22 protein-coding genes are annotated in these 22,874 nt (G+C 71.3%); 14 read left to right on the top strand and 8 right to left on the bottom strand.

What is annotated here, in order from left to right:
• Positions 1–21: 21 nt before the first annotated feature.
• Complete coding sequence (gene trxC, locus H537_RS0104445; RefSeq protein WP_028996933.1) at positions 22–456, bottom strand: thioredoxin TrxC; 435 nt, start codon at positions 454–456, stop codon at positions 22–24.
• Between the two features lie 110 nt (positions 457–566).
• Here trxC and H537_RS0104440 point away from each other — a divergent pair, with 110 nt between their 5' ends.
• The 4 genes from H537_RS0104440 to H537_RS0104425 all read left to right on the top strand — a co-directional run bounded on the left by H537_RS0104440 (position 567) and on the right by H537_RS0104425 (position 4,623).
• Positions 567–1,094, top strand: coding sequence for an RNA polymerase sigma factor (locus H537_RS0104440; RefSeq protein WP_051241821.1), 528 nt, complete (start codon positions 567–569; stop codon positions 1,092–1,094).
• Between the two features lie 23 nt (positions 1,095–1,117).
• Complete coding sequence (locus H537_RS0104435; protein ID WP_028996931.1) at positions 1,118–1,909, top strand: anti-sigma factor family protein; 792 nt, start codon at positions 1,118–1,120, stop codon at positions 1,907–1,909.
• 41 nt (positions 1,910–1,950) lie between these two features.
• Positions 1,951–3,555 carry an AmpG family muropeptide MFS transporter gene (locus tag H537_RS0104430; protein WP_084150422.1) on the top strand — a complete coding sequence of 535 codons (1,605 nt, stop codon included), beginning with the start codon at positions 1,951–1,953 and terminating at the stop codon, positions 3,553–3,555.
• 135 nt (positions 3,556–3,690) lie between these two features.
• Positions 3,691–4,623 (top strand): M48 family metallopeptidase, encoded by a 933-nt coding sequence (locus tag H537_RS0104425; protein WP_051241818.1) that lies wholly within the window; start codon positions 3,691–3,693, stop codon positions 4,621–4,623.
• A gap of 24 nt (positions 4,624–4,647) precedes the next feature.
• Here H537_RS0104425 and H537_RS0104420 read toward each other — a convergent pair whose 3' ends face one another.
• Complete coding sequence (locus H537_RS0104420) at positions 4,648–5,286, bottom strand: MBL fold metallo-hydrolase (protein WP_028996928.1); 639 nt, start codon at positions 5,284–5,286, stop codon at positions 4,648–4,650.
• Between H537_RS0104420 and H537_RS41130 the strand changes: the two genes are divergently transcribed.
• Together H537_RS41130 and H537_RS0104410 are read left to right on the top strand one after the other, a co-directional pair.
• On the top strand, positions 5,285–6,523 hold the full coding sequence (locus tag H537_RS41130; protein WP_238446601.1) for a DUF1615 domain-containing protein: 1,239 nt from the start codon (positions 5,285–5,287) through the stop codon (positions 6,521–6,523). The two genes, H537_RS0104420 and H537_RS41130, sit on opposite strands and share 2 nt — an antisense overlap.
• Positions 6,523–7,194 (top strand): alpha/beta hydrolase, encoded by a 672-nt coding sequence (locus H537_RS0104410; protein WP_028996927.1) that lies wholly within the window; start codon positions 6,523–6,525, stop codon positions 7,192–7,194. Before H537_RS41130 ends, H537_RS0104410 begins: the two co-directional genes overlap by 1 nt.
• Before the next feature lie 63 nt (positions 7,195–7,257).
• Here the strand turns inward: H537_RS0104410 and H537_RS0104405 are convergent, their stop codons facing one another.
• The gene (locus H537_RS0104405; RefSeq protein ID WP_028996926.1) at positions 7,258–8,058 is read right to left on the bottom strand and encodes an exodeoxyribonuclease III; all 801 of its coding nucleotides are present in this window, start codon (positions 8,056–8,058) and stop codon (positions 7,258–7,260) included.
• Between the two features lie 20 nt (positions 8,059–8,078).
• Between H537_RS0104405 and pyrE the strand changes: the two genes are divergently transcribed.
• Positions 8,079–8,759, top strand: a complete 681-nt coding sequence (pyrE, locus tag H537_RS0104400; protein WP_028996925.1) for an orotate phosphoribosyltransferase — start codon at positions 8,079–8,081, stop codon at positions 8,757–8,759.
• A gap of 153 nt (positions 8,760–8,912) precedes the next feature.
• Here pyrE and gatB read toward each other — a convergent pair whose 3' ends face one another.
• From gatB to gatC, 3 genes are read right to left on the bottom strand one after another with little or no spacing between them, the layout of a single operon-like run.
• A complete protein-coding gene (gatB, locus tag H537_RS0104395) occupies positions 8,913–10,364 on the bottom strand; it encodes an Asp-tRNA(Asn)/Glu-tRNA(Gln) amidotransferase subunit GatB (protein WP_028996924.1) in 1,452 nt (483 codons plus the stop codon).
• Between the two features lie 8 nt (positions 10,365–10,372).
• Positions 10,373–11,863: an Asp-tRNA(Asn)/Glu-tRNA(Gln) amidotransferase subunit GatA gene (gatA, locus tag H537_RS0104390; protein ID WP_028996923.1), complete on the bottom strand. Its 1,491-nt coding sequence runs from the start codon at positions 11,861–11,863 to the stop codon at positions 10,373–10,375.
• Positions 11,860–12,159, bottom strand: coding sequence for an Asp-tRNA(Asn)/Glu-tRNA(Gln) amidotransferase subunit GatC (gene gatC, locus H537_RS0104385; protein ID WP_028996922.1), 300 nt, complete (start codon positions 12,157–12,159; stop codon positions 11,860–11,862). The genes gatA and gatC overlap by 4 nt, the downstream gene beginning before the upstream one ends.
• 378 nt (positions 12,160–12,537) lie before the next feature.
• On the opposite strand from gatC, the gene H537_RS0104380 reads away from it, so the two are divergent.
• The 5 genes from H537_RS0104380 to rodA all read left to right on the top strand — a co-directional run bounded on the left by H537_RS0104380 (position 12,538) and on the right by rodA (position 18,437).
• Complete coding sequence (locus H537_RS0104380) at positions 12,538–13,581, top strand: rod shape-determining protein (RefSeq protein ID WP_028996921.1); 1,044 nt, start codon at positions 12,538–12,540, stop codon at positions 13,579–13,581.
• Positions 13,582–13,630: 49 nt separating this feature from the next.
• The gene (gene mreC, locus H537_RS0104375) at positions 13,631–14,536 is read left to right on the top strand and encodes a rod shape-determining protein MreC (RefSeq protein ID WP_028996920.1); all 906 of its coding nucleotides are present in this window, start codon (positions 13,631–13,633) and stop codon (positions 14,534–14,536) included.
• The gene (gene mreD / locus H537_RS0104370; protein ID WP_028996919.1) at positions 14,533–15,054 is read left to right on the top strand and encodes a rod shape-determining protein MreD; all 522 of its coding nucleotides are present in this window, start codon (positions 14,533–14,535) and stop codon (positions 15,052–15,054) included. Before mreC ends, mreD begins: the two co-directional genes overlap by 4 nt.
• Before the next feature lie 115 nt (positions 15,055–15,169).
• Entirely contained in the window at positions 15,170–17,206 is a 2,037-nt protein-coding gene (gene mrdA, locus H537_RS41125) for a penicillin-binding protein 2 (protein ID WP_051241815.1), read from the top strand.
• A 76-nt stretch (positions 17,207–17,282) separates the two neighbouring features.
• Positions 17,283–18,437: a rod shape-determining protein RodA gene (gene rodA / locus H537_RS0104360; protein ID WP_028996918.1), complete on the top strand. Its 1,155-nt coding sequence runs from the start codon at positions 17,283–17,285 to the stop codon at positions 18,435–18,437.
• 1 nt (position 18,438) lies between these two features.
• Here the strand turns inward: rodA and H537_RS41120 are convergent, their stop codons facing one another.
• The gene (locus tag H537_RS41120) at positions 18,439–19,989 is read right to left on the bottom strand and encodes a sensor histidine kinase (RefSeq protein WP_051241868.1); all 1,551 of its coding nucleotides are present in this window, start codon (positions 19,987–19,989) and stop codon (positions 18,439–18,441) included.
• Between the two features lie 49 nt (positions 19,990–20,038).
• Positions 20,039–20,710 carry a response regulator gene (locus H537_RS0104350; RefSeq protein WP_028996917.1) on the bottom strand — a complete coding sequence of 224 codons (672 nt, stop codon included), beginning with the start codon at positions 20,708–20,710 and terminating at the stop codon, positions 20,039–20,041.
• 158 nt (positions 20,711–20,868) lie between these two features.
• On the opposite strand from H537_RS0104350, the gene recA reads away from it, so the two are divergent.
• Positions 20,869–21,936 carry a recombinase RecA gene (gene recA / locus H537_RS0104345; protein ID WP_028996916.1) on the top strand — a complete coding sequence of 356 codons (1,068 nt, stop codon included), beginning with the start codon at positions 20,869–20,871 and terminating at the stop codon, positions 21,934–21,936.
• 69 nt (positions 21,937–22,005) lie between these two features.
• A complete protein-coding gene (locus H537_RS0104340; protein ID WP_051241865.1) occupies positions 22,006–22,554 on the top strand; it encodes a regulatory protein RecX in 549 nt (182 codons plus the stop codon).
• The last annotated feature ends 320 nt before the right edge of the window (positions 22,555–22,874 follow it).

Genomic DNA, 22,874 nt, shown 5'->3' with positions numbered 1-22,874 from the left:
GCGGCCGCCGCGGCCCGCCGCTCAGACCCCGGCCCACCGCACGATCTGCGCCGCCGGCATCGCGCCGCTGAGGCGCGCCACCTCGCGGCCCTGCTGCAGCTTGAGCAGCGTGGGGATGCTGCGCACCTGGAAGCGCGCGGCGGTGTGCGGGTTGGCGTCGGTGTCCACCTTGACCAGCAGCGCGCGGCCCTTGAGCTCGCGCGCGGCCTGCTCGAAGGCGGGCGCCATGCTGCGGCAGGGGCCGCACCAGGGCGCCCACAGGTCCACGATCACCGGCAGCTCGGTACGCGCCACGACGCGCTCGAAGTCGGCGTCGGTGAGCGCCAGCGGCCGGCCGTCAAGCAGGGCCTGGCCGCAGCGGCCGCACACCGGGTCCTCGGCCAGCCGGGCGCTGGGAATGCGGTTGAGCGCCGCGCAGTGCGGGCAGGCGACATGGGTGGAGTTGGAGGCGTCCATCTCCCGATGGTGGAGGCGCACGCGCCCCGCACAAGGGCGGCCCTGCCATGCGCCAGGAAAATTGCGCAACATGGGAATAATGGGGCGACGCCACTCGTACACCCTCGCAAGTGGATGCTCCGGACAACTTCAAGCGGCTGCTGCTGGCGGCCATCCCTCGGCTGCGCCGCTATGCGCGCTCGCTCGTGTTCGACGGCCCGCGCGCCGACGACCTGGTGCAGAGCACGCTGGAGCGGGCGCTGTCGCGCTGGCAGCAGTTCGACGAGCGGCGCGACCTGCTGCTGTGGCTGCTGTCCATCGCGCACAACGCGCACCAGGACGGGCTGCGGCGCGAGGCGCGGCTGTCGGTGCTGGAGCCCGAGCGCATGGAACAGGAGCTGGATCGCCAGGCCGTGCAGCCGCCGGACATCGGGCTGCGGCTGGATCTGCTGGCGGCGCTGCGCACGCTCACGCCGGAGCTGCGCGAGCCGCTGCTGCTGGTGGTGGTGGAGCAGCTGAGCTATGCCGAGGCGGCGCAGGTGCTGCGCATCCCGCCGGGCACCGTGATGTCGCGCATCAGCCGCGCGCGGCTGCTGTTGCGCCGGATCCTGAGCGACGGCAAGCCCCCATCGCGCTCGCACCTGCGGCGCGTGGTCTGAGCGCAGTGAAAAGGCACGAGGGAATGGACGCCGACCGCATCGATGACGAACTGCTCAGCGCGTGGCTGGACGACGAGCTCGATCCCGCGCAGCGCACGCAGGTGGAGCAATGGCTGCGCGAGCACCCGCAGGACGCCGAGCGCGTGCGCCAGTGGGGGGCCGACCGCGACGCGCTGCGCGCGCGCTTCGACCTGGTGCTGAGCGAGCCGGTGCCAGCCTCGATGCAGCGGCTGCTGCGCCCGCGGCCGCTGTCGCAACGCCCGTGGGCGCGCGCCGCGGCGGTGCTGCTGCTGGTGGGCGGCGGCGCGGTGCTGGGGGCGGGGGCGATGTGGCGCTGGCAGGACCTGCTGCCCGAGCCGCTGGCGCAGTCGCCGCGGCAGTGGGTGCACCGCGCGGCGGTGGCGCACGCGGTGTACGCCCCGGAGCAGCGCCACCCGGTGGAAGTGGGCGCCAACGAGGAGCACCTGGTGCGCTGGCTCACCAAGCGCACCGCGCTGCCGGTGAAGCTGTTCGACCTGCAGCCCCAGGGTTTCACGCTGGTGGGCGGGCGGCTGCTGCCCGATGCCGAGGGGCCGAGCGCGCAGCTGATGTACGAGGACAGCGAGAAGCACCGCGTCACGGTGTACCTGCGCAAGCCCGAGGCCGGCACGCCGGCGGCGTTCCGCTTCGAGCGCCAGGACGGGCTCAACCTGTTCTATTGGGTCGAGAGCGGCTGCGGCTACGCGCTGGTGGGCGACCTGCCGCGCGACCAGCTGCTGGCGCTGGCGATGGAGATCCACAAGCAGCAGACGGCGCAGGCGGGGACGGGCGGCTGAGCCCGGGCAGGCCGGCCAACCCGGCTGCCTAGAATCCCGCGATGCCTCCTTCCACCGCCGCCGCGGCCGCGGCGCGCACCCCGGCCCAGCGCGCCGCCGCCATCCACCGCTTTCTCGCCGTCACGCTGCTGGGCTTCGCCTCGGGGCTGCCGCTGGCGCTCACCGGGCAGGCCATGCAGGCCTGGCTCTCGGCCGAGGGGCTGGACGTGGCCACCATCGGCTTCCTCAGCCTCGTGGGCCTGCCCTACACCTTCAAGTTCCTGTGGGCGCCGCTGATGGACCGCTTCGAGCCGCCCGGGCTGGGCCGGCGCCGCGGCTGGCTGGTGCTCACGCAGCTGCTGCTGGCCGGCGCGCTGCTGCTCATGGCCTCCACGCCGCCGGCGGGCGCCACGCGCGTCTTCGCGCTGCTGGCGGTGGCGGTGGCCTTCCTCTCCGCTTCGCAGGACGTGGTGATCGACGCCTACCGCACGGACCTGCTGCCCGCGCGCGAGCGCGGCCTGGGCTCCTCGCTCAACGTCATGGGCTACCGGCTGGCGATGATCCTCTCCGGCGGCGTGGCGCTGATCTGGACCGACCCGGCCCAGGGCGGCGGTTTTACATGGCCGGCCGTGTACCGCTTGATGGCGATGCTGATGATCGGCGCCGCCGTCGTCTCCGCCGTGCTGCTGCCGCGGCTGCCGCGCGCCACCGCGCCGCGCACGCTCGCGCGCCACGACGTCACCGGCTTCCTGGCGGTCATGGCCGCCGTGGCCGCGGGCTACCTGCTCAGCGACCGCTTTGCCCTGCCGCTGGCGCAACTGCTGCTGGCGCCGCTGTGGAGCGGCAGCGCCCTGGCGCCTGCGCTGCAGACCAAGTGGACCGAGCTGCTGGCGCTGATGCTGGGCATCGGCTTCACGCTGCCGCTGGCGGCCTGGGCCGCGCGCAAGGCGCAGTTCGAGACGCTGCTGCAGGGCCTGCGCAGCTACTTCAGCCAGCCCGGCGCGGGCGCGTTCCTGGCCTTCATCGTGCTCTACAAGCTGGGCGACGCCTTCGCCGGCTCGCTGCTGACGCCCTTCCTGCTCAAGGCCATGGCCTTCAGCCCGGCCGAGGTGGGCGTGGTCAACAAGCTCATCGGGCTGTGGCTGACCATCCTGGGCGCGCTGGTGGGCGGGGCGCTGATGTTGAAACTCGGCCTGTGGCGCTCGCTGCTGGTGTTCGGGCTGCTGCAGATGGCGAGCAACCTGGGCTTCTGGTGGCTGGCGGTGTCGGGCAAGGGCGTGATCCCGGGCCTGGTGGTGCCGGCCTTCGACTGGGGCTTCCTGCACCTGGCGCAGCCCACGCCGGTGGACGGCGGGCTGCTGCTGGTGGTGGCGCTGGAGAACCTCTCCGGCGGCATGGGCACCGCGGCCTTCGTCGCCTTCCTGATGAGCCTGTGCAACCAGCGCTTCACGGCCACGCAGTACGCGCTGCTGAGCGCCTTCGCGGCGGTGGGGCGCGTGTGGGTGGGGCCGCTGGCGGGGGTGCTGGCCGAGTCCATCGGCTGGCCTGACTTCTTCATCGTCTCCACGCTGGCGGCGCTGCCGGCGCTGGCGATGCTGTGGGCGCTGCGCGCCAGCGTGCGCGCGCTGGAGGTGGACCCCGACGCGCCCGCGGCGGCCGACGACTGATTCGATGGGCCGCGCGCTGCCCGGCCCTTGCAGGGCCTCCATGAAATCCCCAACTCGCGTCAGCCGGGCATGCACCGTGCCCGTTCTGAGCCATTCCAACGATCAACACGCCGCCTTGTCCGGCAACCGCACGCCATGAGCACCGACGCCTTCCGCACCGATGCAGACATCTCCTCCGCGCCGCTGGCGCACGCCGGCTGCCGCTGCGCGGGTTGCCTCGTCAGCCCGTCGCGGCGGCTGTTCACCGGGGCGCTGCTGAGCGGGGCGCTGCTGCCGGCCATGGCGCAGGGCGTGCGCGAGGAGGTGGGCTCGGAGTCCACCTTCTCCAAGCTCGTGCCGGCCGAGGAGGTGGAGGCCGCGGCGGCGCAGCAGTACCGCAAGATGCTGTCCGAGGCCTCGCAGCAGCGGGCGCTGGCGCCGGAGTCGAACCAGCAGCTGCAGCGGCTGCGCTACATCGCGCAGCGCATCATTCCCTTCGCCGACGACTGGAACCAGCGCGCGCGGCAGTGGAAGTGGGAGGTGAACCTGATCGGCAGCAAGGAGCTCAACGCCTTCTGCATGCCGGGCGGGAAGATCGCGTTCTTCTACGGGATCCTGCAGCAGCTGCAGCTCAGCGACGCCGAGGTGGCGACGATCATGGGCCACGAGGTGGCGCACGCGCTGCGCGAGCACGCGCGCGAGCGCATGGGCAAGTCGGCCGCGACGCAGCTGGGCGCCGGGGCGCTGTCGGCGCTGCTGGGGCTGGGCAACCTGGGCAACCAGGTGCTGGGCATGGGCGGCCAGCTGCTGACGCTCAAGTTCAGCCGCGAGGACGAGTCCGAAGCCGACATCGTGGGCATGGAGCTGGCGGCGCGCGCGGGCTACGACCCGGCCGCCGGCGTGAGCCTGTGGCAGAAGATGATGGCCGCCAGCCAGGGCGAGCCGCTGGCCTTCATGTCCACGCACCCCACCGGCGCGACGCGCATCCGCGACATCCAGGCCCGGCTGCCGCGGGTGCAGCCGCTGTACGCGCAGGCGCCGAAGCCCACCCAGCAGTTCGGGCCGCCGGCGCGCAGCGCGGGGAAGTGAGCGCGCCGGGCGACCGCGGGGGGCTCAGGTCCCCCGCACGTACGGATTGAACTTGCGCTCCTCGCCGAAGCTGCTCTCCGGCCCGTGGCCGGGGATGAACACCGTGTCGTTGCCCATGGGCCACAGGCGCTGGGTGATGCTGGCGATCAGCTGGTCATGGTTGCCCTGCGGGAAGTCGGTGCGGCCGATGCTGCCGGCGAACAGCACGTCGCCCACGAAGCAGCGCTTGATCTCCGGCGCATGGAACACGACGTGGCCGGGCGTGTGGCCAGGGCAGTGGCGCACGTGAACCTCGCTGTGGCCGAGCTGCACCGTCTCGCCGTCTTCCAGCCAGCGCGTGGGCGCGAAGGGCTCGGCCGGCGGGAAGCCGAACATGCGGCTCTGCTGCGCCAGGCCGTCGATCCAGAACTGGTCGGCGCGCTGCGGGCCGACGATGGGCAGCTGCTCCTCGCGCGCGAGCTGCCCGACGCCGCCGGCATGATCGATGTGCGCATGCGTGACCCACAGGGCCACGAGCTTCAATCCGCGCTCCTGCACCGCGGCGCGCAGCACGCCCAGCTCGCCGCCGGCGTCGATGAGCACGGCTTCCTGGGTCTGGTCGCACCACAGCAGCGAGCAGTTCTGCTGGAACGGGGTGACGGGGATGGTTTGGTAACGAAGCATGGCCGCCATTGTGGCGGGCGCGGCGCGGGCATCGCGCGTGCCGCAAGGAGGAGCGATGGAGCACAGCGCAGCACAAATCCCTGCCATCTGCCCTGAGCGGCCGGCCCCGCGCCGCCCGGGCGCGCGGCTGCGGATGCTGGGCCTGGCGCTGCTGCTGGCCGGCTGCGCCGCCGACGAGTCCCAGCGCGACGCGTGGCCGCGCCCGCAGGACAGCCGCGCGCTGCTGCAGCAACTGCTGCCCGCCAACCTTGCCGACCGCACCGGCTGGGCCACCGACATCTACGCCGCCTTCTCGGCGCTGCAGATCCCGCCCACGCCCGCCAATTTCTGCGCCGCGCTGGGCGTGATCGAGCAGGAGTCGAGCTTCCAGGCCGACCCGGCCGTGCCCAACCTGGGCGCGATCGCGCGCAAGGAGATCGACGAGCGGGCCGGGCGCGTGGGGGTGCCCTCGCTGCTGGTGTCGGCAGCGCTGCAGATCCCGTCCTCGGACGGGCGCAGCTACGCCGAGCGCATCGACAAGGCGCGCACCGAGCGCCAGCTCAGCGAGACCTTCGAGGACCTGATCGAGCGCGTGCCGCTGGGCCAGCGCCTGTTCGGCAAGCTCAACCCGGTGCGCACCGGCGGGCCGATGCAGGTGAGCGTGGCCTGGGCCGAGGCCAACACGCAGCGCTACCCGTACCCGCTGGACGGCGGCGTGCGCCAGGCGGTGTTCAGCCGCCGCGGCGGGCTGTTCTTCGGCATCGCGCACCTGCTGGACTACGCCGCGCCCTACGACCGGCCGATCTACCGCTTCGCCGACTTCAACGCCGGGCGCTGGGCCAGCCGCAACGCCGCGTTCCAGCAGGCGCTGAGCAAGGCCTCGGGCATCCCGCTCGACACCGACGGCGACCTGCTGCGCGGCGACGGCCAGCGCGGCGCCACCGAGGCCGCCGCGCTGTCGCTGGCGCCGCGGCTGGGCCTGTCGGAATCCGAGGCGCACCGCGCGCTGGAGCAGGGCGGCGAGCCCGGCTTCGAGCGCAGCGCGCTGTACCAGAAGGTGTTTGAGCGGGCCGAGCGCAACGAGGGCCGCGCGCTGCCGCGCGCCGTGCTGCCGGACATCGCGCTGGCCGGCCCCAAGATCAGCCGCCCGCTGAGCACCAAGTGGTTCGCCGAGCGCGTGCAGCAGCGCTGGCAGCGCTGCATGGCGCGCGCGCCGGCGGGCGCTGCCGCTTCCCGAACCCCATCCCCGGAGCCGTGATGACCGAGCCGACCCTGCAGACCCTCGAAGTGGAAACCGGCGACCAGCCCGGCGCCAGCCTGATCGTGTTGCACGGCCTGGGCGCCGACGGCCACGACTTCGAGCCGCTGGCGCAGCAGATGGACCTGTCGGCGCTGGGCGCCGTGCGCTGGATCTTTCCGCACGCGCCGGTGCGGCCGGTGACGATCAACGGCGGCTACCGCATGCGCGCCTGGTACGACCTGCTGGGCACGGAAATGATGCGCCGCGAGGACGAACCCGGGCTGCGCGCCTCGCTGGCGCAGGTGCTGGCGCTGGTGGCGCGCGAGCGCACGCGGGGCGTGCCGGCGCGGCGCATCGTGCTGGCGGGCTTCTCGCAGGGCTGCGCGATGGCGCTGCTGTCGGCCCTGCGCTGCGGGGAGCGGCTGGCCGGCGTGGCCGGCCTCTCGGGCTACCTGCCGCTGGCCAGCCTCACGGCCGCCGAGCGCCACGGCGCCAACGCCGACCTGCCGGTGTTCCTGGCCCACGGCCGGATGGACCCGGTGGTGCCCATGGCATCCGGCACCGCCTCGCGCGACCTGCTCCAGGCGCTGGGGCACGAGGTGGAGTGGCACGAGTACCCGATCGACCACACGGTGAGCGCGGAGGAGCTGGAGACCTTGCGGCAGTGGATGCTGAAGGTGCTGGCCTGAAGCGCGGCGCCGGGCCGGCGTGACATGTCCGGGGAATGCCTGCGCAGGCATTCCCGCCCGGCGTCACAGCGACGTCGCGTAGTCGATCGTCAGCGGCGCGTGGTCCGAGAAGCGCGAGGTCTTGTGGATGGAAGCCGCGTGCGCGCTGTGCGCGATCTCCGGCGTCGCCACCTGGTAGTCCAGCCGCCAGCCCACGTTCTTGGCCCAGGCCTGGCCGCGGTTGCTCCACCACGTGTAGCAGTCCTCGGTGGCCTCGGGGTGCAGGCGGCGGTAGACGTCCACCAGTCCCAGCTCCTCGCTCACCATGCGCGAGAACCACGCCCGCTCCTCGGGCAGGAAGCCGCTGTTCTTCTGGTTGCCGCGCCAGTTCTTGAGGTCGATGGCCTGGTGCGCGATGTTGAAGTCGCCCATCAGGATGAACTCGCGCCCTGCGGCGCGCAGCGCGGCCAGGTGGCGCCAGAAGCGCTCCAGGAAGCGGAACTTGGCCGCCTGGCGCTCCTCGCCGCTGGAGCCGCTGGGGAAGTAGGCGCTGATCACGCTGAACTGGCGCGCGCTGGTGTCGAAGCGCAGCTCGACGTAGCGCCCTTCCGGGTCGAACTCGTCGCAGCCGAAGCCGGTGATCACGGCCGACGGATCGCGCTTCGTGTAGAGCCCGACGCCCGAGTAGCCCTTCTTCACCGCGTAGTGGAAGTGGCCGTCGAGGCCGGCGACGCGCTTGAAGCGCTCCGCCACGTCGGCCTCCTGGGCGCGCACTTCCTGCACCCCCATAAAATCCGCGCCGGCCGCTTCGGCCCATGCTTCAAACCCCTTGGTCGCCGCGGAGCGGATCCCATTGAGGTTGAGCGTCACCACCCTCAAACCCATCGCAGTACCAACCCATTCCTATGAGCACGAACACCTCCCCCCAACCCTCGCTGGCCGAGGACTTCGTGAAGTTCTCGGTCGAGGTCGGCGTGCTGCGCTTCGGGGAGTTCAAGACCAAGGCCGGGCGGCTGTCGCCCTACTTCTTCAACGCCGGCCTGTTTGATGACGGCGCCAAGCTGGGCCGCCTGGCGGAATTCTATGCACGCCGCCTGGTGGACTCCGGGCTGCAGTTCGACATGCTCTTCGGCCCGGCCTACAAGGGCATCACGCTGGCCGCGGCCGTGTCGATGGAGCTGGCGCGCCTGGGCCACAACAAGCCCTACGCCTACAACCGCAAGGAAGCCAAGGACCACGGCGAGGGCGGCACCCTGGTGGGCGCGCCGGTGCGCGGGCGCGTGCTGATCATCGACGACGTGATCTCCGCCGGCACCTCGGTGCGCGAGTCGATCGCCATGATCCGCGCCGCCGGCGCCGAGCCCTGCGGCGTGGCCATCGCGCTGGACCGCCAGGAGAAGGCCACCGAGAACGGTGCCGACGTGGACTGGTCCGCCGTGCAGTACGTGCGCGACAAGCTGGGCCTGGCGGTCATCAACATCGCCTCGCTGGCCGACCTGATGGCCTTCCTGGACCACGCCGCCGATCCGGCCCTGGCGCAGTTCAAGGCCCCGGTGGCGGCGTACCGGGAGCGGTACGGGGTTTGAGCCTCCGGCGCCCGGAATGAGAAACGGCCCGCGACCAGCGGGCCGTTTTCATTGCAGGGAAGGGCGACTCAGCCCTGCTGGCCGCGCCCTCGCAGAGCGAGGGGCCCTTCGCCGCCCGCGCGTCCGTGCGCAGGCACGGACGCTGGTGGCAGCTCAGCCCTGCAGCTTCTTCTTCAGCAGCTCGCCCGCCAGCGCCGGGTTCGCCTTGCCCTTGCTGGCCTTCATCACCTGGCCGACCAGGGCGTTGAACGCCTTGTCCTTGCCGGCGCGGAACTCGGCCACCGACTTCTCGTTGGCGGCCAGCACCTGCTCGACGATGGCCTCCAGCGCGCCGGTGTCGCTCATCTGCTTCAGGCCCTTGGCCTCGATCAGCGCGTCGACGTCGCTGCCCTCGCCGGACCACAGCGCGTCGAAGACCTGGCGGCCGCCGTTGTTGGAGATGGTGCCGTCGGCGATGCGCGCGATCAGCGCGCCCAGCGTCGCGGGCGCCACCGGGGCCTCCTCGATGCCGCGGCCTTCGGCGTTCAGCCGCTTGGCGTACTCGCCCATCAGCCAGTTGGCGACCAGCTTGGGCTGCTTGCAGGCATCCCGCGCCGCCTCGTAGTAGCGGGCGAAGGCCAGGCTCTGCGTGACCATGCCGGCGTCATAGGCAGGCAGGCCGTCCTGCTGCTGGAAGCGGTCCGCCATGGCCTGCGGCAGCTCGGGCATCCCGGCCTTCACGCGTTCCACCCAGGCCGGCTCGATCACCAGCGGCGGCAGGTCGGGGTCGGGGAAGTAGCGGTAGTCGTGCGCGTCTTCCTTGCTGCGCATGGCGCGCGTCTCGCCGCTGTCCGGGTCGAACAGCACCGTGGCCTGCTCGATGGACAGGCCGTCCTCGATCTGGTCGATCTGCCACTGCACCTCGTAGTCGATCGCCTGCTGCAGGAAGCGGAAGCTGTTGAGGTTCTTGATCTCGCGCCGCGTGCCGAAGGGCTCGCCGGGCTTGCGCACCGAGACGTTGGCGTCGCAGCGGAAGGAGCCTTCCTGCATGTTGCCGTCGCAGATGCCCAGCCACACCACCAGCGCGTGCAGCGAGCGGGCGTAGCCCACGGCCTCCAGGCTGGAGCGCATCTCGGGCTCGGAGACGATCTCCAGCAGCGGCGTGCCGGCGCGGTTGAGGTCGATGCCGGTGAGGCCGTGGTAGTCCTCGTGCAGGCTCTTGCCCGCGTCCTCTTCCAGGTGCGCGCGCGTGAGGTTCACGCGTTTCTTCTGCTCGCCCACCAGGAACTCGATCACGCCGCCCTGCACGACGGGGATCTCGTACTGGCTGATCTGGTAGCCCTTGGGCAGGTCCGGATAGAAGTAGTTCTTGCGCGCGAAGATCGACTGGCGCGCGACCTTCGCGCCCACGGCCAGGCCGAAGCGGATGGCGCGCTCGACCGCGCCGCGGTTGGGCACCGGCAGCGTGCCGGGCAGCGCCAGGTCCACGGCGCTGGCCTGCGTGTTGGGCGCGGCGCCGAAGGCGGTGGAGGCGCCGCTGAAGATCTTGCTGGCGGTCGAGAGCTGGGCGTGCGTCTCCAGGCCGATGACGACCTCGTAGCCGCGGATGAGTTGGGGCGTGCTCATGGATGTCTTCAGAAGCCGGCGGGCGCGCGCAGGTGGTGGTCGGTGGCCTGCTGGAAGGCGTGGGCGGTGTGCAGCAGCTGGCCTTCGGCGAAGTAGTTGCCGATGAGCTGCAGGCCCACGGGCATGCCGCCCTCGCCGAAGCCGGCCGGCACGCTCATGCCGGGCAGACCGGCCAGGCTGGCGGGCAGGGTGAAGATGTCGGCCAGGTACGCCGCCACCGGGTCGTCGCTCTTGGCACCGAGCTGCCACGCCACGCTGGGCGCCACCGGGCCGGCGATCACGTCGCAGTGCTGGAAGCACTGCTGGAAGTCGTCGGCGATCATGCGGCGCAGCTTCTGCGCCTGCAGGTAGTAGGCGTCGTAGTAGCCGTGCGAGAGCACGTAGGTGCCGATCATGATCCGGCGCTTCACCTCGGCGCCGAAGCCCTGGGCACGCGTCTTCTTGTACATGTCGACCAGGTCGCCGTACTTCTCGGCGCGGCGGCCGTAGCGCACACCGTCGTAGCGCTGCAGGTTCGAGCTCGCCTCGGCCGGGGCGATGATGTAGTACACGGGGATGGACAGCTCCGTGCGCGGCAGGCTCACCTCCACCAGCGTCGCGCCCAGCTTCTCCAGCTCGGCCAGGGCATTGCGCACGGCGCCGTTGACGTCGGCCGCCAGGGCCTCGGGGAAGAACTCGCGGGGCAGGCCCACGCGCAGGCCCTGCAGCGGCTTGTCGGCGCTCGCGCCCTCGCGGGCCTGCAGCATCTGGGCGTGGAAGTCTTCCGCCGGACGCTCGGCGCTGGTGGCGTCGCGCTCGTCGAAGCCGCTCATGGCGGAGAGCAGCAGCGCGCAGTCCTCGGCCGAGCGGGCCATCGGGCCGGCCTGGTCCAGGCTGGAGGCGAAGGCGATCATCCCGTAGCGCGAGCAGCGCCCGTAGGTGGGCTTGATGCCGGTGATGCCGCTGAAGCTCGCGGGCTGGCGGATCGAGCCGCCGGTGTCGGTGCCGGTGGCCGCAGGCAGCAGCCGCGCCGCCACGGCGGCCGCCGAGCCGCCGGAGCTGCCGCCGGGCACGCGCGTGCGGTCCCAGGGGTTGAGCGCAGGGCCCCAGGCCGAGTTCTCGTTGGCCGAGCCCATGGCGAACTCGTCGCAGTTGAGCTTGCCCAGGCTGACCACGCCGGCCGCCGCGAGCCGGGCCACGACCGTCGCGTCGAAGGGGCTCTGGTAGCCCTGGAGCATCTTCGAGCCCGCGGTGGTGGGCGCCCCGGCGGTGACGAAGATGTCCTTGTGCGCGATGGGCACGCCGGTCAGCGCGGTGGCGTCGCCGGCGGCGCGGCGCGCGTCGGCGGCCTGCGCGGCGGCCAGGGCGCCTTCGGCGTCCACGTGCACGAAGGCGCCGAGCTGTTGGTGGTCCGCAACCCGTGCAAGAAGGTGTTGCGTGAGTTCGACGCTGGAAAAGTCCTTGGCAGCCAGGGCGCGCGACAGCGCGGCCACGCCCAGCCCGTGCAATTGAGAGCTCATTCGATCACCTGGGGCACGAGGAAAAGGCCGTCCTCGACGGCAGGGGCGCTGCGCTGGTTGAGTGCGCGCTGATCCTGTTCGCTCACGGCGTCCTCGCGCAGTCGCAGCTGCACCTCCGACAGGGCCGAGAGCGGCGTGTACAGCGGCTCCACGCCGCTGGTGTCCACCGCGCGCATCTGCTCGACGATGGAGAAGAAACCATTGAGCTGCTGGAGCATCGCGGCCTGTTCCTCGGGCTGCAATTCGAGGCGGGCAAGGTGGGCGATGCGGCTCACGTCCGTGGGGCTGAGGGCCATGGCAATAGTGCTCGGGGTTCGGGCTTTTGCAGGTCCGCCGCGGCGCGGCGACCCGGGGGGATCGGGTATTATCGCCCGTTACCCAGAGCCCACCGGGGCGGCCGGCGCAAGAGCAAAAACCCGGCGCGATCGCTGCAGTTGCGACGCGCAGACAGGTGTTTGCAAGCGCCGGCAGCGCCGGCGGGTTTTTTGTGCAGGACCTTTTTTCAGGTAGCGCAGGCACCCCGGCCATGGAGCCCGCCTGCGCCGCAGCCGCGAGCCGCACAACCCCGCTGCCTTGATGTGACGAATTCCGGCGTTCGACTGCCGCGGCCCGGCGCTTTCCACCTCCGCTGACGCCCGCCCGCGCGACCGAACCCAGCAGATCGCTGACCCACCATGTTTGAAACCTTCCGGCGCTACTTCTCGACCGACCTGGCCATCGACCTCGGCACCGCGAACACCCTGATCTACGTACGCGACAAGGGCATCGTGCTGGACGAGCCCTCCGTGGTCGCCATCCGCCACGAGGGTGGTCCCAACGGCAAGAAAACCATCCAGGCCGTGGGCGCCGAAGCCAAGGCGATGCTGGGCAAGGTGCCGGGCAACATCGACGCCATCCGCCCGATGAAGGACGGCGTGATCGCCGACTTCACCGTCACCGAGCAGATGCTCAAGCAGTTCATCAAGATGGTGCATCCGCGCTCGGTGCTCAAGCCCAGCCCGCGCATCATCATCTGCGTGCCCTGCGGCTCCACCCAGGTCGAGCGCCGCGCCATCCGCGAGTCCGCTCTGGGCGCGGGGGCTTCCGAGGTCTACCTGATCGAGGAGCCCATGGCCGCGGCCATCGGCGCCGGGCTGCCGGTGTCGGAAGCCTCGGGCTCGATGGTGGTGGACATCGGCGGCGGCACGACCGAGGTCGGCGTCATCTCGCTGGGCGGCATGGTCTACAAGGGCAGCGTGCGCGTGGGCGGCGACAAGTTCGATGAGGCGATCATCAACTACATCCGCCGCAACTACGGCATGCTCATCGGCGAGCCCACCGCCGAGATGATCAAGAAGAACATCGGCAGCGCCTTCCCCGGCTCCGAAGTCAAGGAGATCGAGGTCAAGGGCCGCAACCTCAGCGAGGGCGTGCCGCGCAGCTTCACGATCAGCTCCAACGAGATCCTGGAAGCGCTCACCGACCCGCTCAACAACATCGTCTCCAGCGTCAAGAACGCGCTGGAGCAGACCCCGCCGGAGCTGGGCGCCGACATCGCCGAGCGCGGCATGATGCTCACCGGCGGCGGCGCGCTGCTGCGCGACCTGGACCGGCTGCTGGCCGAGGAGACCGGCCTGCCCGTGCTGGTGGCCGAGGATCCGCTGACCTGCGTGGTGCGCGGCTGCGGCATGGCGCTGGAGCGCATGGAGCGCCTGGGCAGCATCTTCACCTCCGAGTAAGCCAAGCCTGGCGTAGCCGCGCCCGACGCATTCCTCACAGCCCCGCGTCATGGCCCTGGGCACCCTCGACCGAACGCCCCCGCCGTTCTTCCGGCAGGGCACGTCGGCGCGCACGAAGCTGATCCTGTTCGCGGCGCTGGCGCTGTTCCTGATGGTGGCCGACGCCCGCTTCGCGCTGGTGCAGCAGCTGCGCGCCGCGCTTGCCACGGTGCTGCTGCCGGTGCAGCGCACGCTGCTGGTGCCGGTGGAGATCGTCGAGGGCGGCGCCGAGTACCTGCAGGGCCTCAAGGCCGCGCGCACGGCCGAGCAGGAGGCGCTGGCGCGCCTGACGCAGCACTCGGTGCAGGCCGCGCGCATGCGCGAGCTGGAGGCCGAGAACATCAAGCTGCGCGAGCTGCTGGAGCTGCGCCCGAGCTTCACCGTGCGCACGCAGGCGGCGCAGGTGCTGTGGCAGGCGGCCGACCCCTACACGCGCAAGCTCGTCATCGACCGCGGCGCCAAGCAGGGCGTGGCGCTGGGCGCGCCGGTGGTCAACGAGCAGGGCGTGCTGGGGCAGGTGACGCGGCTGTTCCCGCTGTCGGCCGAGGTCACGCTGCTGTCCGACAAGGACGCCGCCATCCCCGTGCTCAACGGCCGCACGCAGCAGCGCGCCGCGGCCTTCGGCGGCGTCAACGACGCGCTAGAGCTGCGCTTCATCGCCGCCAACGCCGACGTGCAGCCGGGCGACCCCATCCTCACCTCGGGCCTGGACGGCGTGTACCCGCCGGGCCTGGCCGTGGCCACCGTGCAGCACATCGACCGCCGCGCCGAAGGCGGCTTCGCGCGCGTGAGCCTCAAGACCTCGGCCACCATGGACAACGTGCACCACGTGCTGGTGCTGGAGCCCATGAGCCGGCAACTGCCCCCGCGCCCTGATCCGAAGGACGCGCTGGCCGCCAGCGGAGGCCCGCGATGATCATGCCGCGCGGCTCGGACCAGCTGCTGCTGCCGGCCAACCCGCTGTTCGTCTGGTGCGCGCTGCTGGTGGCGCTGGCCATCAACCTGCTGCCGCTGGGTCGCGTGCCCGCCATGCCCGACCTGCTGGCGCTGGTGCTGGTGTTCTGGAACGTGCACCAGCCCCGGCGCATCGGCGTGGGCGTGGCCTTCGTGGCCGGGCTGCTGATGGACGTCAACCACGGCGCGCTGCTGGGCCAGCACGCGCTGGCCTACTCGCTGCTGTCGTACTTCGCCATCACCGTGCACCGGCGGCTGCGCTGGTTCAGCGTGCTGGAGCAGGCGCTGCAGATCGCGCCGCTGTTCCTGGGCGCGCACGTGGTGTCGCTGGTGGTGCGGCTGCTGGCCGGCGACATGTTCCCGGGCTGGAGCCTGTTCCTGGCGCCGCTGTTCGAGACGCTGCTGTGGCCGCCGGCGGCCTGGCTGCTGCTGGCGCCGCAGCGCCGCGCGCCCGATCCGGACGAGAACCGCCCGCTCTGAGCCGCCCGCCGCCGCACCTGCCGCGTCGCTGTCCGCCAATGCCCCCGCAGCTGCACAAACCCGGCGCCTCCCGCACAGTGCGCCCCCTCCACCCCTGGCAACCCCCGATCACAGCGTGACCGAACTCCGCAACGTCGAGCGCGAACTGCATCGCTTCCGCAGCCGGGTGCTGGCGGCGGTGGCTTTCGTGCTGCTCGGCTTCGGCCTGATCGGGGCGCGGCTGTTCCACCTGCAGGTGCTGCAGCACGACGCCCTGTCCGCGCGCGCCGAGGCCAACCGCATCGCCGTGCTGCCCTCGGTGCCCAACCGCGGGCTGATCGTGGACCGCAACGGCATCGTGCTGGCCACCAACTACTCGGCCTACACGCTGGAGATCACGCCCTCCAAGCTGGAGCAGCCGATGGAGCGCGTGATCGAGCAGCTGGCGCAGATGGTGGAGGTCACGCAGCGCGACCGCCGCCGCTTCAAGCGGCTGCTGGAGGAGAGCAAGAGCTTCGACTCGGTGCCGCTGCGCAACCGCCTCAGCGACGAGGAGGTGGCGCGCTTCACGGCGCAGCGCTTCCGATTCCCCGGCGTGGAGGTCAAGGCGCGGCTGTTCCGCCAGTACCCGCTGGGCGAGACCGGCAGCCACCTCATCGGCTACATGGGCCGCATCAACCAGGCCGAGAAGAAGGCCATGGAGGACTGGGACGAGGACCTGCAGGCCAACTACCGCGGCACCGACTACATCGGCAAGCTCGGCGTGGAGCAGAGCTACGAGACGATGCTGCACGGCACCACCGGCTTCGAGGAAGTCGAGACCAGCGCCGGCGGGCGCGCCGTGCGGCGGCTGCGCACCCACCCGCCCACGCCGGGCAACACGGTGGTGCTGTCGGTGGACATCAAGCTGCAGGCGCTGGTGGAGGAGCTTTTCGGCGACCGCCGCGGCGCGCTGGTGGCGATGGACCCGCGCTCGGGCGAGGTGCTGGCCTTCGTGAGCAAGCCCACCTTCGACCCCAACCTGTTCGTGGACGGCATCGACGTCGACAACTGGCGCGAACTCAACGAGTCCATCGACAAGCCGCTGCTCAACCGCGCGCTGCGCGGCACCTACCCGCCGGGCTCCACCTTCAAGCCCTTCATGGCCATCGCGGCGCTGAGCACCGGCAAGCGCAACGCCGGCCAGATCGTCTACGACAACGGCAGCTTCCAGTTCGGCAACCACACCTTCCGCAGCCACGGCGACCACGGGCTGGGGCCGGTGGACATGCACCGCTCCATCGTCATGTCCAGCAACGTCTACTACTACTCGCTGGCCAACGAGATGGGCGTGGACCTGATGCACGACCAGCTCGAACCCTTCGGCTTCGGTCGGCGCACGGGCATCGACATCCAAGGCGAGGCCACCGGCATCCTGCCCAGCACCGAGTGGAAGCGCCGCGCCTACAAGCGGCCCGAGCAGCAGAAGTGGTACGCCGGCGAGACCATCTCGCTGGGCATCGGCCAGGGCTACAACAACTTCACGATGCTGCAGATCGCCAACGCCATGTCCACGCTGCTCTCCGGCGGGCAGCGCCCGCCGCCGCACCTGGTGCGCGAGGTGCAGGACGTGGTCACGCACCAGAAGCGCACGGTGGAGCGCGAGGCGCTGCCGCCGCTGGCGCTCAAGCCCGAGCACGTGGAGGTCATCAAGCGCGCGATGTACGGCGTGACGCAGGAGGGCACCTCCACCAAGGTCTTCGCCGGCGCGCCCTACCGCAGCGGCGGCAAGACCGGCACGGCGCAGGCGGTGACGGTGCGCCAGAACGAGCGCTACAACGCCGCGCGGCTGGCCGAGCACCAGCGCGACCACTCGCTGTACCTGGCCTTCGCGCCGCTGGAGGCGCCCACCATCGCGCTGGCGGTGATCGTGGAGAACGCGGGCTTCGGCGCCGCCGCGGCCGCGCCCATCGCGCGCCGGGTCTTCGACTACTGGCTGCTGGGCAACTACCCCAGCGAGGACGACGTCGCCGCCACGCGCCGCGGCCAGAGCGTGGCGCCCACGGGCACGCCGCGCCGCGCCGAGGACGTCCCGCTGCCGGGCAACGTGGAGGTGGTGGCGGGCTTCGGCACGCCGCCGCAGCGCATGGCGCAGGGCGCCGCGGCGGCGGCCAACGAGGACGTGAAACGATGAGCGCCTCCGCACGGCCGTTCCGAAGGAGGCGCTCCGTCCCCCGCGGGGGGACCGCGCGCAGCGCGAGGGGGACCCAATGAGCGCGGTGCTGGTGCGCCCCACGCTGTGGCAGCGGCTGCGCCCGGTGTTCTCGGGCTTCGACTTCCTGCTGATCCTGGGCGTGCTGCTGCTGGCCGCGGGCGGGCTGGTGACGATGTACTCCGTCGGCTACGACCACGGCACGCGCTTCGTGGACCACGGCCGCAACATGATCCTGGCCGCCGGGATCATGTTCGTGGTGGCGCAGGTGCCGCCGCAGCGGCTGATGCAGCTGGCCGTGCCGCTGTACAGCCTGGGCGTGGCGCTGCTGGTGGCCACGCTGCTGTTCGGCATCACCAAGAAGGGCGCCACGCGCTGGCTCAACGTGGGCGTGGTGATCCAGCCCAGCGAGATCCTGAAGATCGCCACGCCGCTGATGCTGGCGTGGTGGTTCCACCGCCGCGAGGGCCAGGCGCGGCGCAGCGACTTCGCCGTCGCCTGGGGCCTGCTGCTGCTGCCCTTCCTGCTGGTGGCCAAGCAGCCCGACCTGGGCACCTCGCTGCTGATCTTCTCGGCAGGGCTGTACGTGATCTTCTTCGCGGGCCTGAGCTGGCGGCTGATCCTGCCGGTGCTCATCGCCGGCGCGCTGGGCATCGGCGCGGTCATCGCCACCGAGGACCAGCTCTGCCAGCCCGAGACGGACTGGGTGGTGCTGCGCGACTACCAGAAGCACCGCGTGTGCACGCTGCTGGACCCGAGCAAGGACCCGCTGGGCAAGGGCTTCCACACCATCCAGGGCATGATCGCCATCGGCTCCGGCGGCACCACGGGCAAGGGCTTCATGAAGGGCACGCAGACGCACCTGGAGTTCATTCCCGAGCGCACCACCGACTTCATCTTCGCCGCCTTCTCCGAGGAGTTCGGGCTGGCGGGCACGCTGAGCCTGCTGCTGGGCTTCGTCTTCCTGATCGTGCGCAGCCTGATGATCGCCGCGGAGGGGCCCACCACCTTCGCGCGGCTGCTGGCCGGCGCGATCTCGATGAGCTTCTTCACCTACGCCTTCGTCAACATGGGCATGGTCAGCGGCATCCTGCCCGTGGTGGGCGTGCCGCTGCCCTTCATCAGCTACGGCGGCACCGCCATGGTCACCCTGGGGCTGAGCCTGGGGATGCTGATGTCAATTGCGCGCAGCCGGCGGCTGATGCAGTCCTGAATCAGCCCGCCAGGCCCGTGTCCGCGCGGGGCTCGCCACCCTGCGGCGCGGCCTCATCCGCCACCGCGTCCGCCGGCTCCTGCGGCGGCAGCCTGAACCTCACGCTCACGCGCGTGCCGGGCATGGCGTGGGTGGCGCGGTCGTAGGTGTCTTCCAGCGTGATGTCGGCGTTGTGGCGCTGCGCGATCTCGCGCACGATCGCCAGCCCCAGGCCGCTGCCGTCCACGTTGGTGCCCAGCGCGCGGTAGAAGGGCTGGAACACCAGCTCGCGCTCGGCCGGCGCGATGCCGGGGCCCGAGTCCTCCACCTGCAGCAGCAGCACCGGCTGCGCGGGGTCCTCGGCGCCGGCGGGGTCCATCTGCACCCGCACCGTCACGGTGCCGCCGGCCGGGGTGTACTGCAGCGCGTTGTCCACCAGGTTGCGCACCAGCTCGCCCACCAGCACCGGCTGGCCGGACAGCGGCGGCAGCGCCTGGCCGTCCTCGGGGCCCTCGTAGCCCAGGTCGATGCGCTTGTCCATGGCCTTGGGCACGAGGTCGTGCACGGCCTCGGTGGCCAGCCGCGCCAAGTCGAAGGACTGCACGCGCCGGCCCTGCTCCTCGTCCTCGGCGCGGGCCATGGACAGCAGCTGGTTGACCATGTGCGCCGCGCGCTGGCTGGACAGGGCGATCTGCTGCAGCGAGCGCTTGATGGCCTGCGTGTCGCTGCCGGCGTCGATCTCGCGCTGCGCCAGCTCGGCCTGCATGCGCAGCCCCGCCAGCGGCGTCTTGAGCTGGTGCGCCGCGTCGGCCAGGAAGTGCTTCTGCGCCTTCATCGAGGTGTCCAGGCGCTCCAGCAGGTCGTTGATGGCGCGCACCAGCGGCGTGACCTCCTCGGGCGCGTCGCGCTCGTCGATGGGGCTCAGGTCCTGGCTCTCGCGCTGGCGGATGCGGCGCTGCAGGTCGTTGAGCGGCGCCAGGCCGCGCGCCAGCGCCAGCCACACCAGCAGCACCGCCACGGGCAGGATCACGAACTGCGGCAGGATCACGCCCTTGATGATCTCGGTGGCCAGGCGCGAGCGGCGGTCCAGCGTCTCGGCCACCTGCACCAGCGGCGGCTCCTCGTCCGGCGCCACCGGCAGCGCCAGGCGCACCGAAGCCACGCGCACGGGCTCGTCGAGCAGCTGGTCGTCGCGAAAGCGCAGCTCGCCCGCGGGCGCGAGCTCGCCGGTGGGCGGGGGCAGCTCGCGGTCGCCGGCCACCAGCTCGCCGTGCGTGCCCAGCACCTGGAAATAGAACTGCCCCGTGTCGTCGGCGCGCAGCGTGTCGCCCAGGGTCTCGGCGATGCGCTCGGGCGCCAGCACCGCGCGCCCGGCCTCGCTCTCCACCACCACGCGGCGCGCCAGCGTGCGCGCCATCTCGCCCAGGTCACGGTCGTAGGGGCGGTGCGCGATGCCCTGCGCCACCAGGTAGGTGATGCTCACGCTCATCGGCCACAGCAGCAGCAGCGGCGCGAGCATCCAGTCCAGGATCTCGCCGAAGAGGGAGCGTTGCTCGCGGGAGGAGGCAAACATGGTGGGCGCCACGGCGGCCGGGCGCCGCGGCCTGCGGCGCGCCGGCGGATCAGCCGGGGATCTTCTCCAGGCAGTAGCCCAGGCCGCGCACGGTGGCGATGCGGATCGGCCCCTGCTCGATCTTCTTGCGCAGGCGGTGGATGTAGACCTCGATGGCGTTGTTCGAGACCTCCTCGCCCCACTCGCACAGCCGCTCCACGAGCTGGTCCTTGCTCACCAGGCGCCCGGCGCGCTGCAGCAGCACCTCCAGCAGCGAGAGCTCGCGCGCGGAGAGGTCGATCATCTGGTCGTTGATGTAGGCCACGCGCCCGGTGGCGTCGAAGGACAGCGGCCCGTGCTTGATGACGTTGGAGGCCGTGCCCAGGCCGCGGCGGGTGAGGGCGCGCACCCGCGCCTCCAGCTCGGCCAGCGCGAAGGGCTTGGCCATGTAGTCGTCCGCGCCCAGGTCCAAGCCCTTGACCCGCTGTTCGATGCCGTCGGCCGCGGTCAGAATGAGCACCGGCACCGCGCTGCCTCGCGCGCGCAGCTTGCGCAACACCTCGAAACCGTGGAGCTTGGGCAGGCCCAGGTCCAGGATGAGCAGGTCGAACTCGTGGGAGGACAGCGCGGCATCGGCTTCGGTGCCGCTGCTGACCTGATCCACCGCGTAGCCGCTGTTGCGCAATGAGCGCAACAGCCCGTCGGCCAGCACCTGGTCGTCTTCGGCAATCAGGATGCGCATGCCCTATCTCCTCGTTGACAGCTTCTCCGGCCTTGTGCTGGCCGGCACTGTCTTCATTTTAGGGAGTCGGCCAGGGGGCCGATCCCGCAAAGTCCCTCCACCCCTGTATAAACATACAGTTCCGCGATAAAATCATGGCCACGAAACCGGAGAAAGCAATGGACGCACCTGTGAAGGCACTCAACACTGAAAAAGCCAAGGCCCTGCAGGCGGCGCTGGCCCAGATCGAGAAGCAGTTCGGCAAGGGCTCGATCATGCGGCTGGGCGAGGGCGAGGCCATCGAAGACATCCAGGTCGTCTCCACCGGCTCGCTGGGCCTGGACGTCGCGCTGGGTGTGGGCGGTCTGCCGCGCGGGCGCGTGATCGAGATCTACGGCCCCGAGTCCTCAGGCAAGACGACGCTGACGCTGCAGGTCATCGCCGAGATGCAGAAGCAGGCCGGCGTGTGCGCCTTCATCGACGCCGAGCACGCGCTGGACGTGCAGTACGCGCAGAAGCTGGGCGTGAACCTGCAGGAGCTGCTCATCAGCCAGCCCGACACCGGCGAGCAGGCACTGGAGATCACCGACGCGCTGGTGCGCTCGGGTTCTGTGGACCTGATCGTCATCGACTCGGTGGCCGCGCTCACGCCCAAGGCGGAAATCGAGGGCGAGATGGGCGACTCGCTGCCGGGCCTGCAGGCGCGCCTGATGAGCCAGGCGCTGCGCAAGCTCACCGCCACGATCAAGAAGACCAACTGCATGGTCATCTTCATCAACCAGATCCGCATGAAGATCGGCGTGATGTTCGGCAACCCCGAGACCACGACCGGCGGCAACGCGCTCAAGTTCTACGCCTCGGTGCGCCTGGACATCCGCCGCACCGGCAGCATCAAGAAGGGCGAGGAGGTCATCGGCAACGAGACCAAGGTCAAGGTGGTCAAGAACAAGGTCAGCCCCCCGTTCAAGACGGCCGAGTTCGACATCCTCTACGGCGAGGGCATCAGCCGCGAGGGCGAGATCATCGACATGGGCGTGGCGGCCAAGATCGTGGACAAGTCCGGCGCCTGGTACGCCTACCAGGGCGAGAAGATCGGCCAGGGCAAGGACAACGCACGCGAGTTCCTGCGCGAGAACCGCGACGTGGCGCATGAGATCGAGAACAAGGTGCGCGAGGCCATGGGCATCCGGGCGCTGCCCGCGCTCGCCGGTGATGGCGCCGCGCCGCCGGCGGCCGACGCCGAGTAAGGCCTGCATGGCGGGCCGCGGAGCGCTGGCGTGAAGCCGGCGCTGTCGCTCAAGGCGCGCGCGCTGGCGATGCTGGCGCGGCGCGAGCACAGCCGCGCCGAGCTGCGGCGCAAGCTGCTGCCGCACGCGCGCGCCGCGGCGCTCGAAGCCGCGACGGCCACGGCCACCGCATCTGCATCCGAGTTGCACCGCTCACCCGGCCTGGCGTCCGCCCGGCCGGGTGTTTTTTCTTCCGATGCGCCGGAGGGGGTCCCGGACACCGGCGCGGCCCGGGCCGAGGCCGAGAGCGCCGTCGAGGCACTGCTGGACTGGCTGCAGGCGCAGCACTACCTGTCGGAGCAGCGCTTCGTCGAGTCGCGCGTGCATGCGCGCGCGGGGCGCTTCGGCAACCTGCGCATCCGCCAGGAGCTGGCACAGCACGGGGTGGCGCTGGACGCCGAGGCCGCGCAGCGGCTGCGCGACACCGAGCAGGAACGCTGCCGCGAGGTGTGGGCGCGCAAGTTTGGCGGCGAGCGCCCGGCCGACGCCGCCGCGCGCGCGAAGCAGATGCGTTTCCTGGCCGCGCGCGGCTTCAGTGCCGACGTGATCCGCCGCGTGCTGCAGGCCAGCGACGATTGATCCAGATCAGGAGGGCTACGGATTGACACCACAAGCGGGCACACCCCCCGCGTAAGTTTGGCCGCAGGAAGCGCGTGCTACATTGCGCGCCGTTTGCCACGCCCCAGGCCCCAGGAATCCCGCAGTTGTGGGTTTCAGCGCCGCAGTCCCATGGCCCCAATGCCTGCCGCTTTCCTGCGAAACGAGCCCGCCTGCCGCCCCCGCTGCGGCAGTGTGGCCGTGCTCCATGGCGGCGGTGTGACGGCCCGGGGGCGCAACCTGGCGCGGCAGGCGTTCGCTACGTGTTCTCCACGCGGGACAGGCACCCACGGTGCCGACAA

It is taken from the genome of Azohydromonas australica DSM 1124 (assembly GCF_000430725.1).
Taxonomy (GTDB): Bacteria; Pseudomonadota; Gammaproteobacteria; order Burkholderiales; family Burkholderiaceae_C; genus Azohydromonas; species Azohydromonas australica.
This window is presented reverse-complemented; position numbering and strand designations above follow the sequence as displayed.

Coding starts and splice junctions, on each gene's coding strand:
- gatB (WP_028996924.1), bottom strand. CDS start 10,364: ATGAGCACGCCCCAACTCATCCGCGGCTACGAGGTCGTCATCGGCCTG.
- H537_RS41130 (WP_238446601.1), top strand. CDS start 5,285: ATGGCCGCCATTGTGGCGGGCGCGGCGCGGGCATCGCGCGTGCCGCAA.
- H537_RS0104405 (WP_028996926.1), bottom strand. CDS start 8,058: ATGGGTTTGAGGGTGGTGACGCTCAACCTCAATGGGATCCGCTCCGCG.
- H537_RS0104425 (WP_051241818.1), top strand. CDS start 3,691: ATGAGCACCGACGCCTTCCGCACCGATGCAGACATCTCCTCCGCGCCG.
- H537_RS0104420 (WP_028996928.1), bottom strand. CDS start 5,286: ATGCTTCGTTACCAAACCATCCCCGTCACCCCGTTCCAGCAGAACTGC.
- mreD (WP_028996919.1), top strand. CDS start 14,533: ATGATCATGCCGCGCGGCTCGGACCAGCTGCTGCTGCCGGCCAACCCG.
- rodA (WP_028996918.1), top strand. CDS start 17,283: ATGAGCGCGGTGCTGGTGCGCCCCACGCTGTGGCAGCGGCTGCGCCCG.
- gatC (WP_028996922.1), bottom strand. CDS start 12,159: ATGGCCCTCAGCCCCACGGACGTGAGCCGCATCGCCCACCTTGCCCGC.
- mreC (WP_028996920.1), top strand. CDS start 13,631: ATGGCCCTGGGCACCCTCGACCGAACGCCCCCGCCGTTCTTCCGGCAG.
- trxC (WP_028996933.1), bottom strand. CDS start 456: ATGGACGCCTCCAACTCCACCCATGTCGCCTGCCCGCACTGCGCGGCG.
- recA (WP_028996916.1), top strand. CDS start 20,869: ATGGACGCACCTGTGAAGGCACTCAACACTGAAAAAGCCAAGGCCCTG.
- H537_RS0104410 (WP_028996927.1), top strand. CDS start 6,523: ATGACCGAGCCGACCCTGCAGACCCTCGAAGTGGAAACCGGCGACCAG.
- H537_RS0104435 (WP_028996931.1), top strand. CDS start 1,118: ATGGACGCCGACCGCATCGATGACGAACTGCTCAGCGCGTGGCTGGAC.
- H537_RS0104380 (WP_028996921.1), top strand. CDS start 12,538: ATGTTTGAAACCTTCCGGCGCTACTTCTCGACCGACCTGGCCATCGAC.
- H537_RS0104350 (WP_028996917.1), bottom strand. CDS start 20,710: ATGCGCATCCTGATTGCCGAAGACGACCAGGTGCTGGCCGACGGGCTG.
- gatA (WP_028996923.1), bottom strand. CDS start 11,863: ATGAGCTCTCAATTGCACGGGCTGGGCGTGGCCGCGCTGTCGCGCGCC.
- pyrE (WP_028996925.1), top strand. CDS start 8,079: ATGAGCACGAACACCTCCCCCCAACCCTCGCTGGCCGAGGACTTCGTG.
- H537_RS0104340 (WP_051241865.1), top strand. CDS start 22,006: ATGCTGGCGCGGCGCGAGCACAGCCGCGCCGAGCTGCGGCGCAAGCTG.
- H537_RS0104430 (WP_084150422.1), top strand. CDS start 1,951: ATGCCTCCTTCCACCGCCGCCGCGGCCGCGGCGCGCACCCCGGCCCAG.
- H537_RS41120 (WP_051241868.1), bottom strand. CDS start 19,989: ATGTTTGCCTCCTCCCGCGAGCAACGCTCCCTCTTCGGCGAGATCCTG.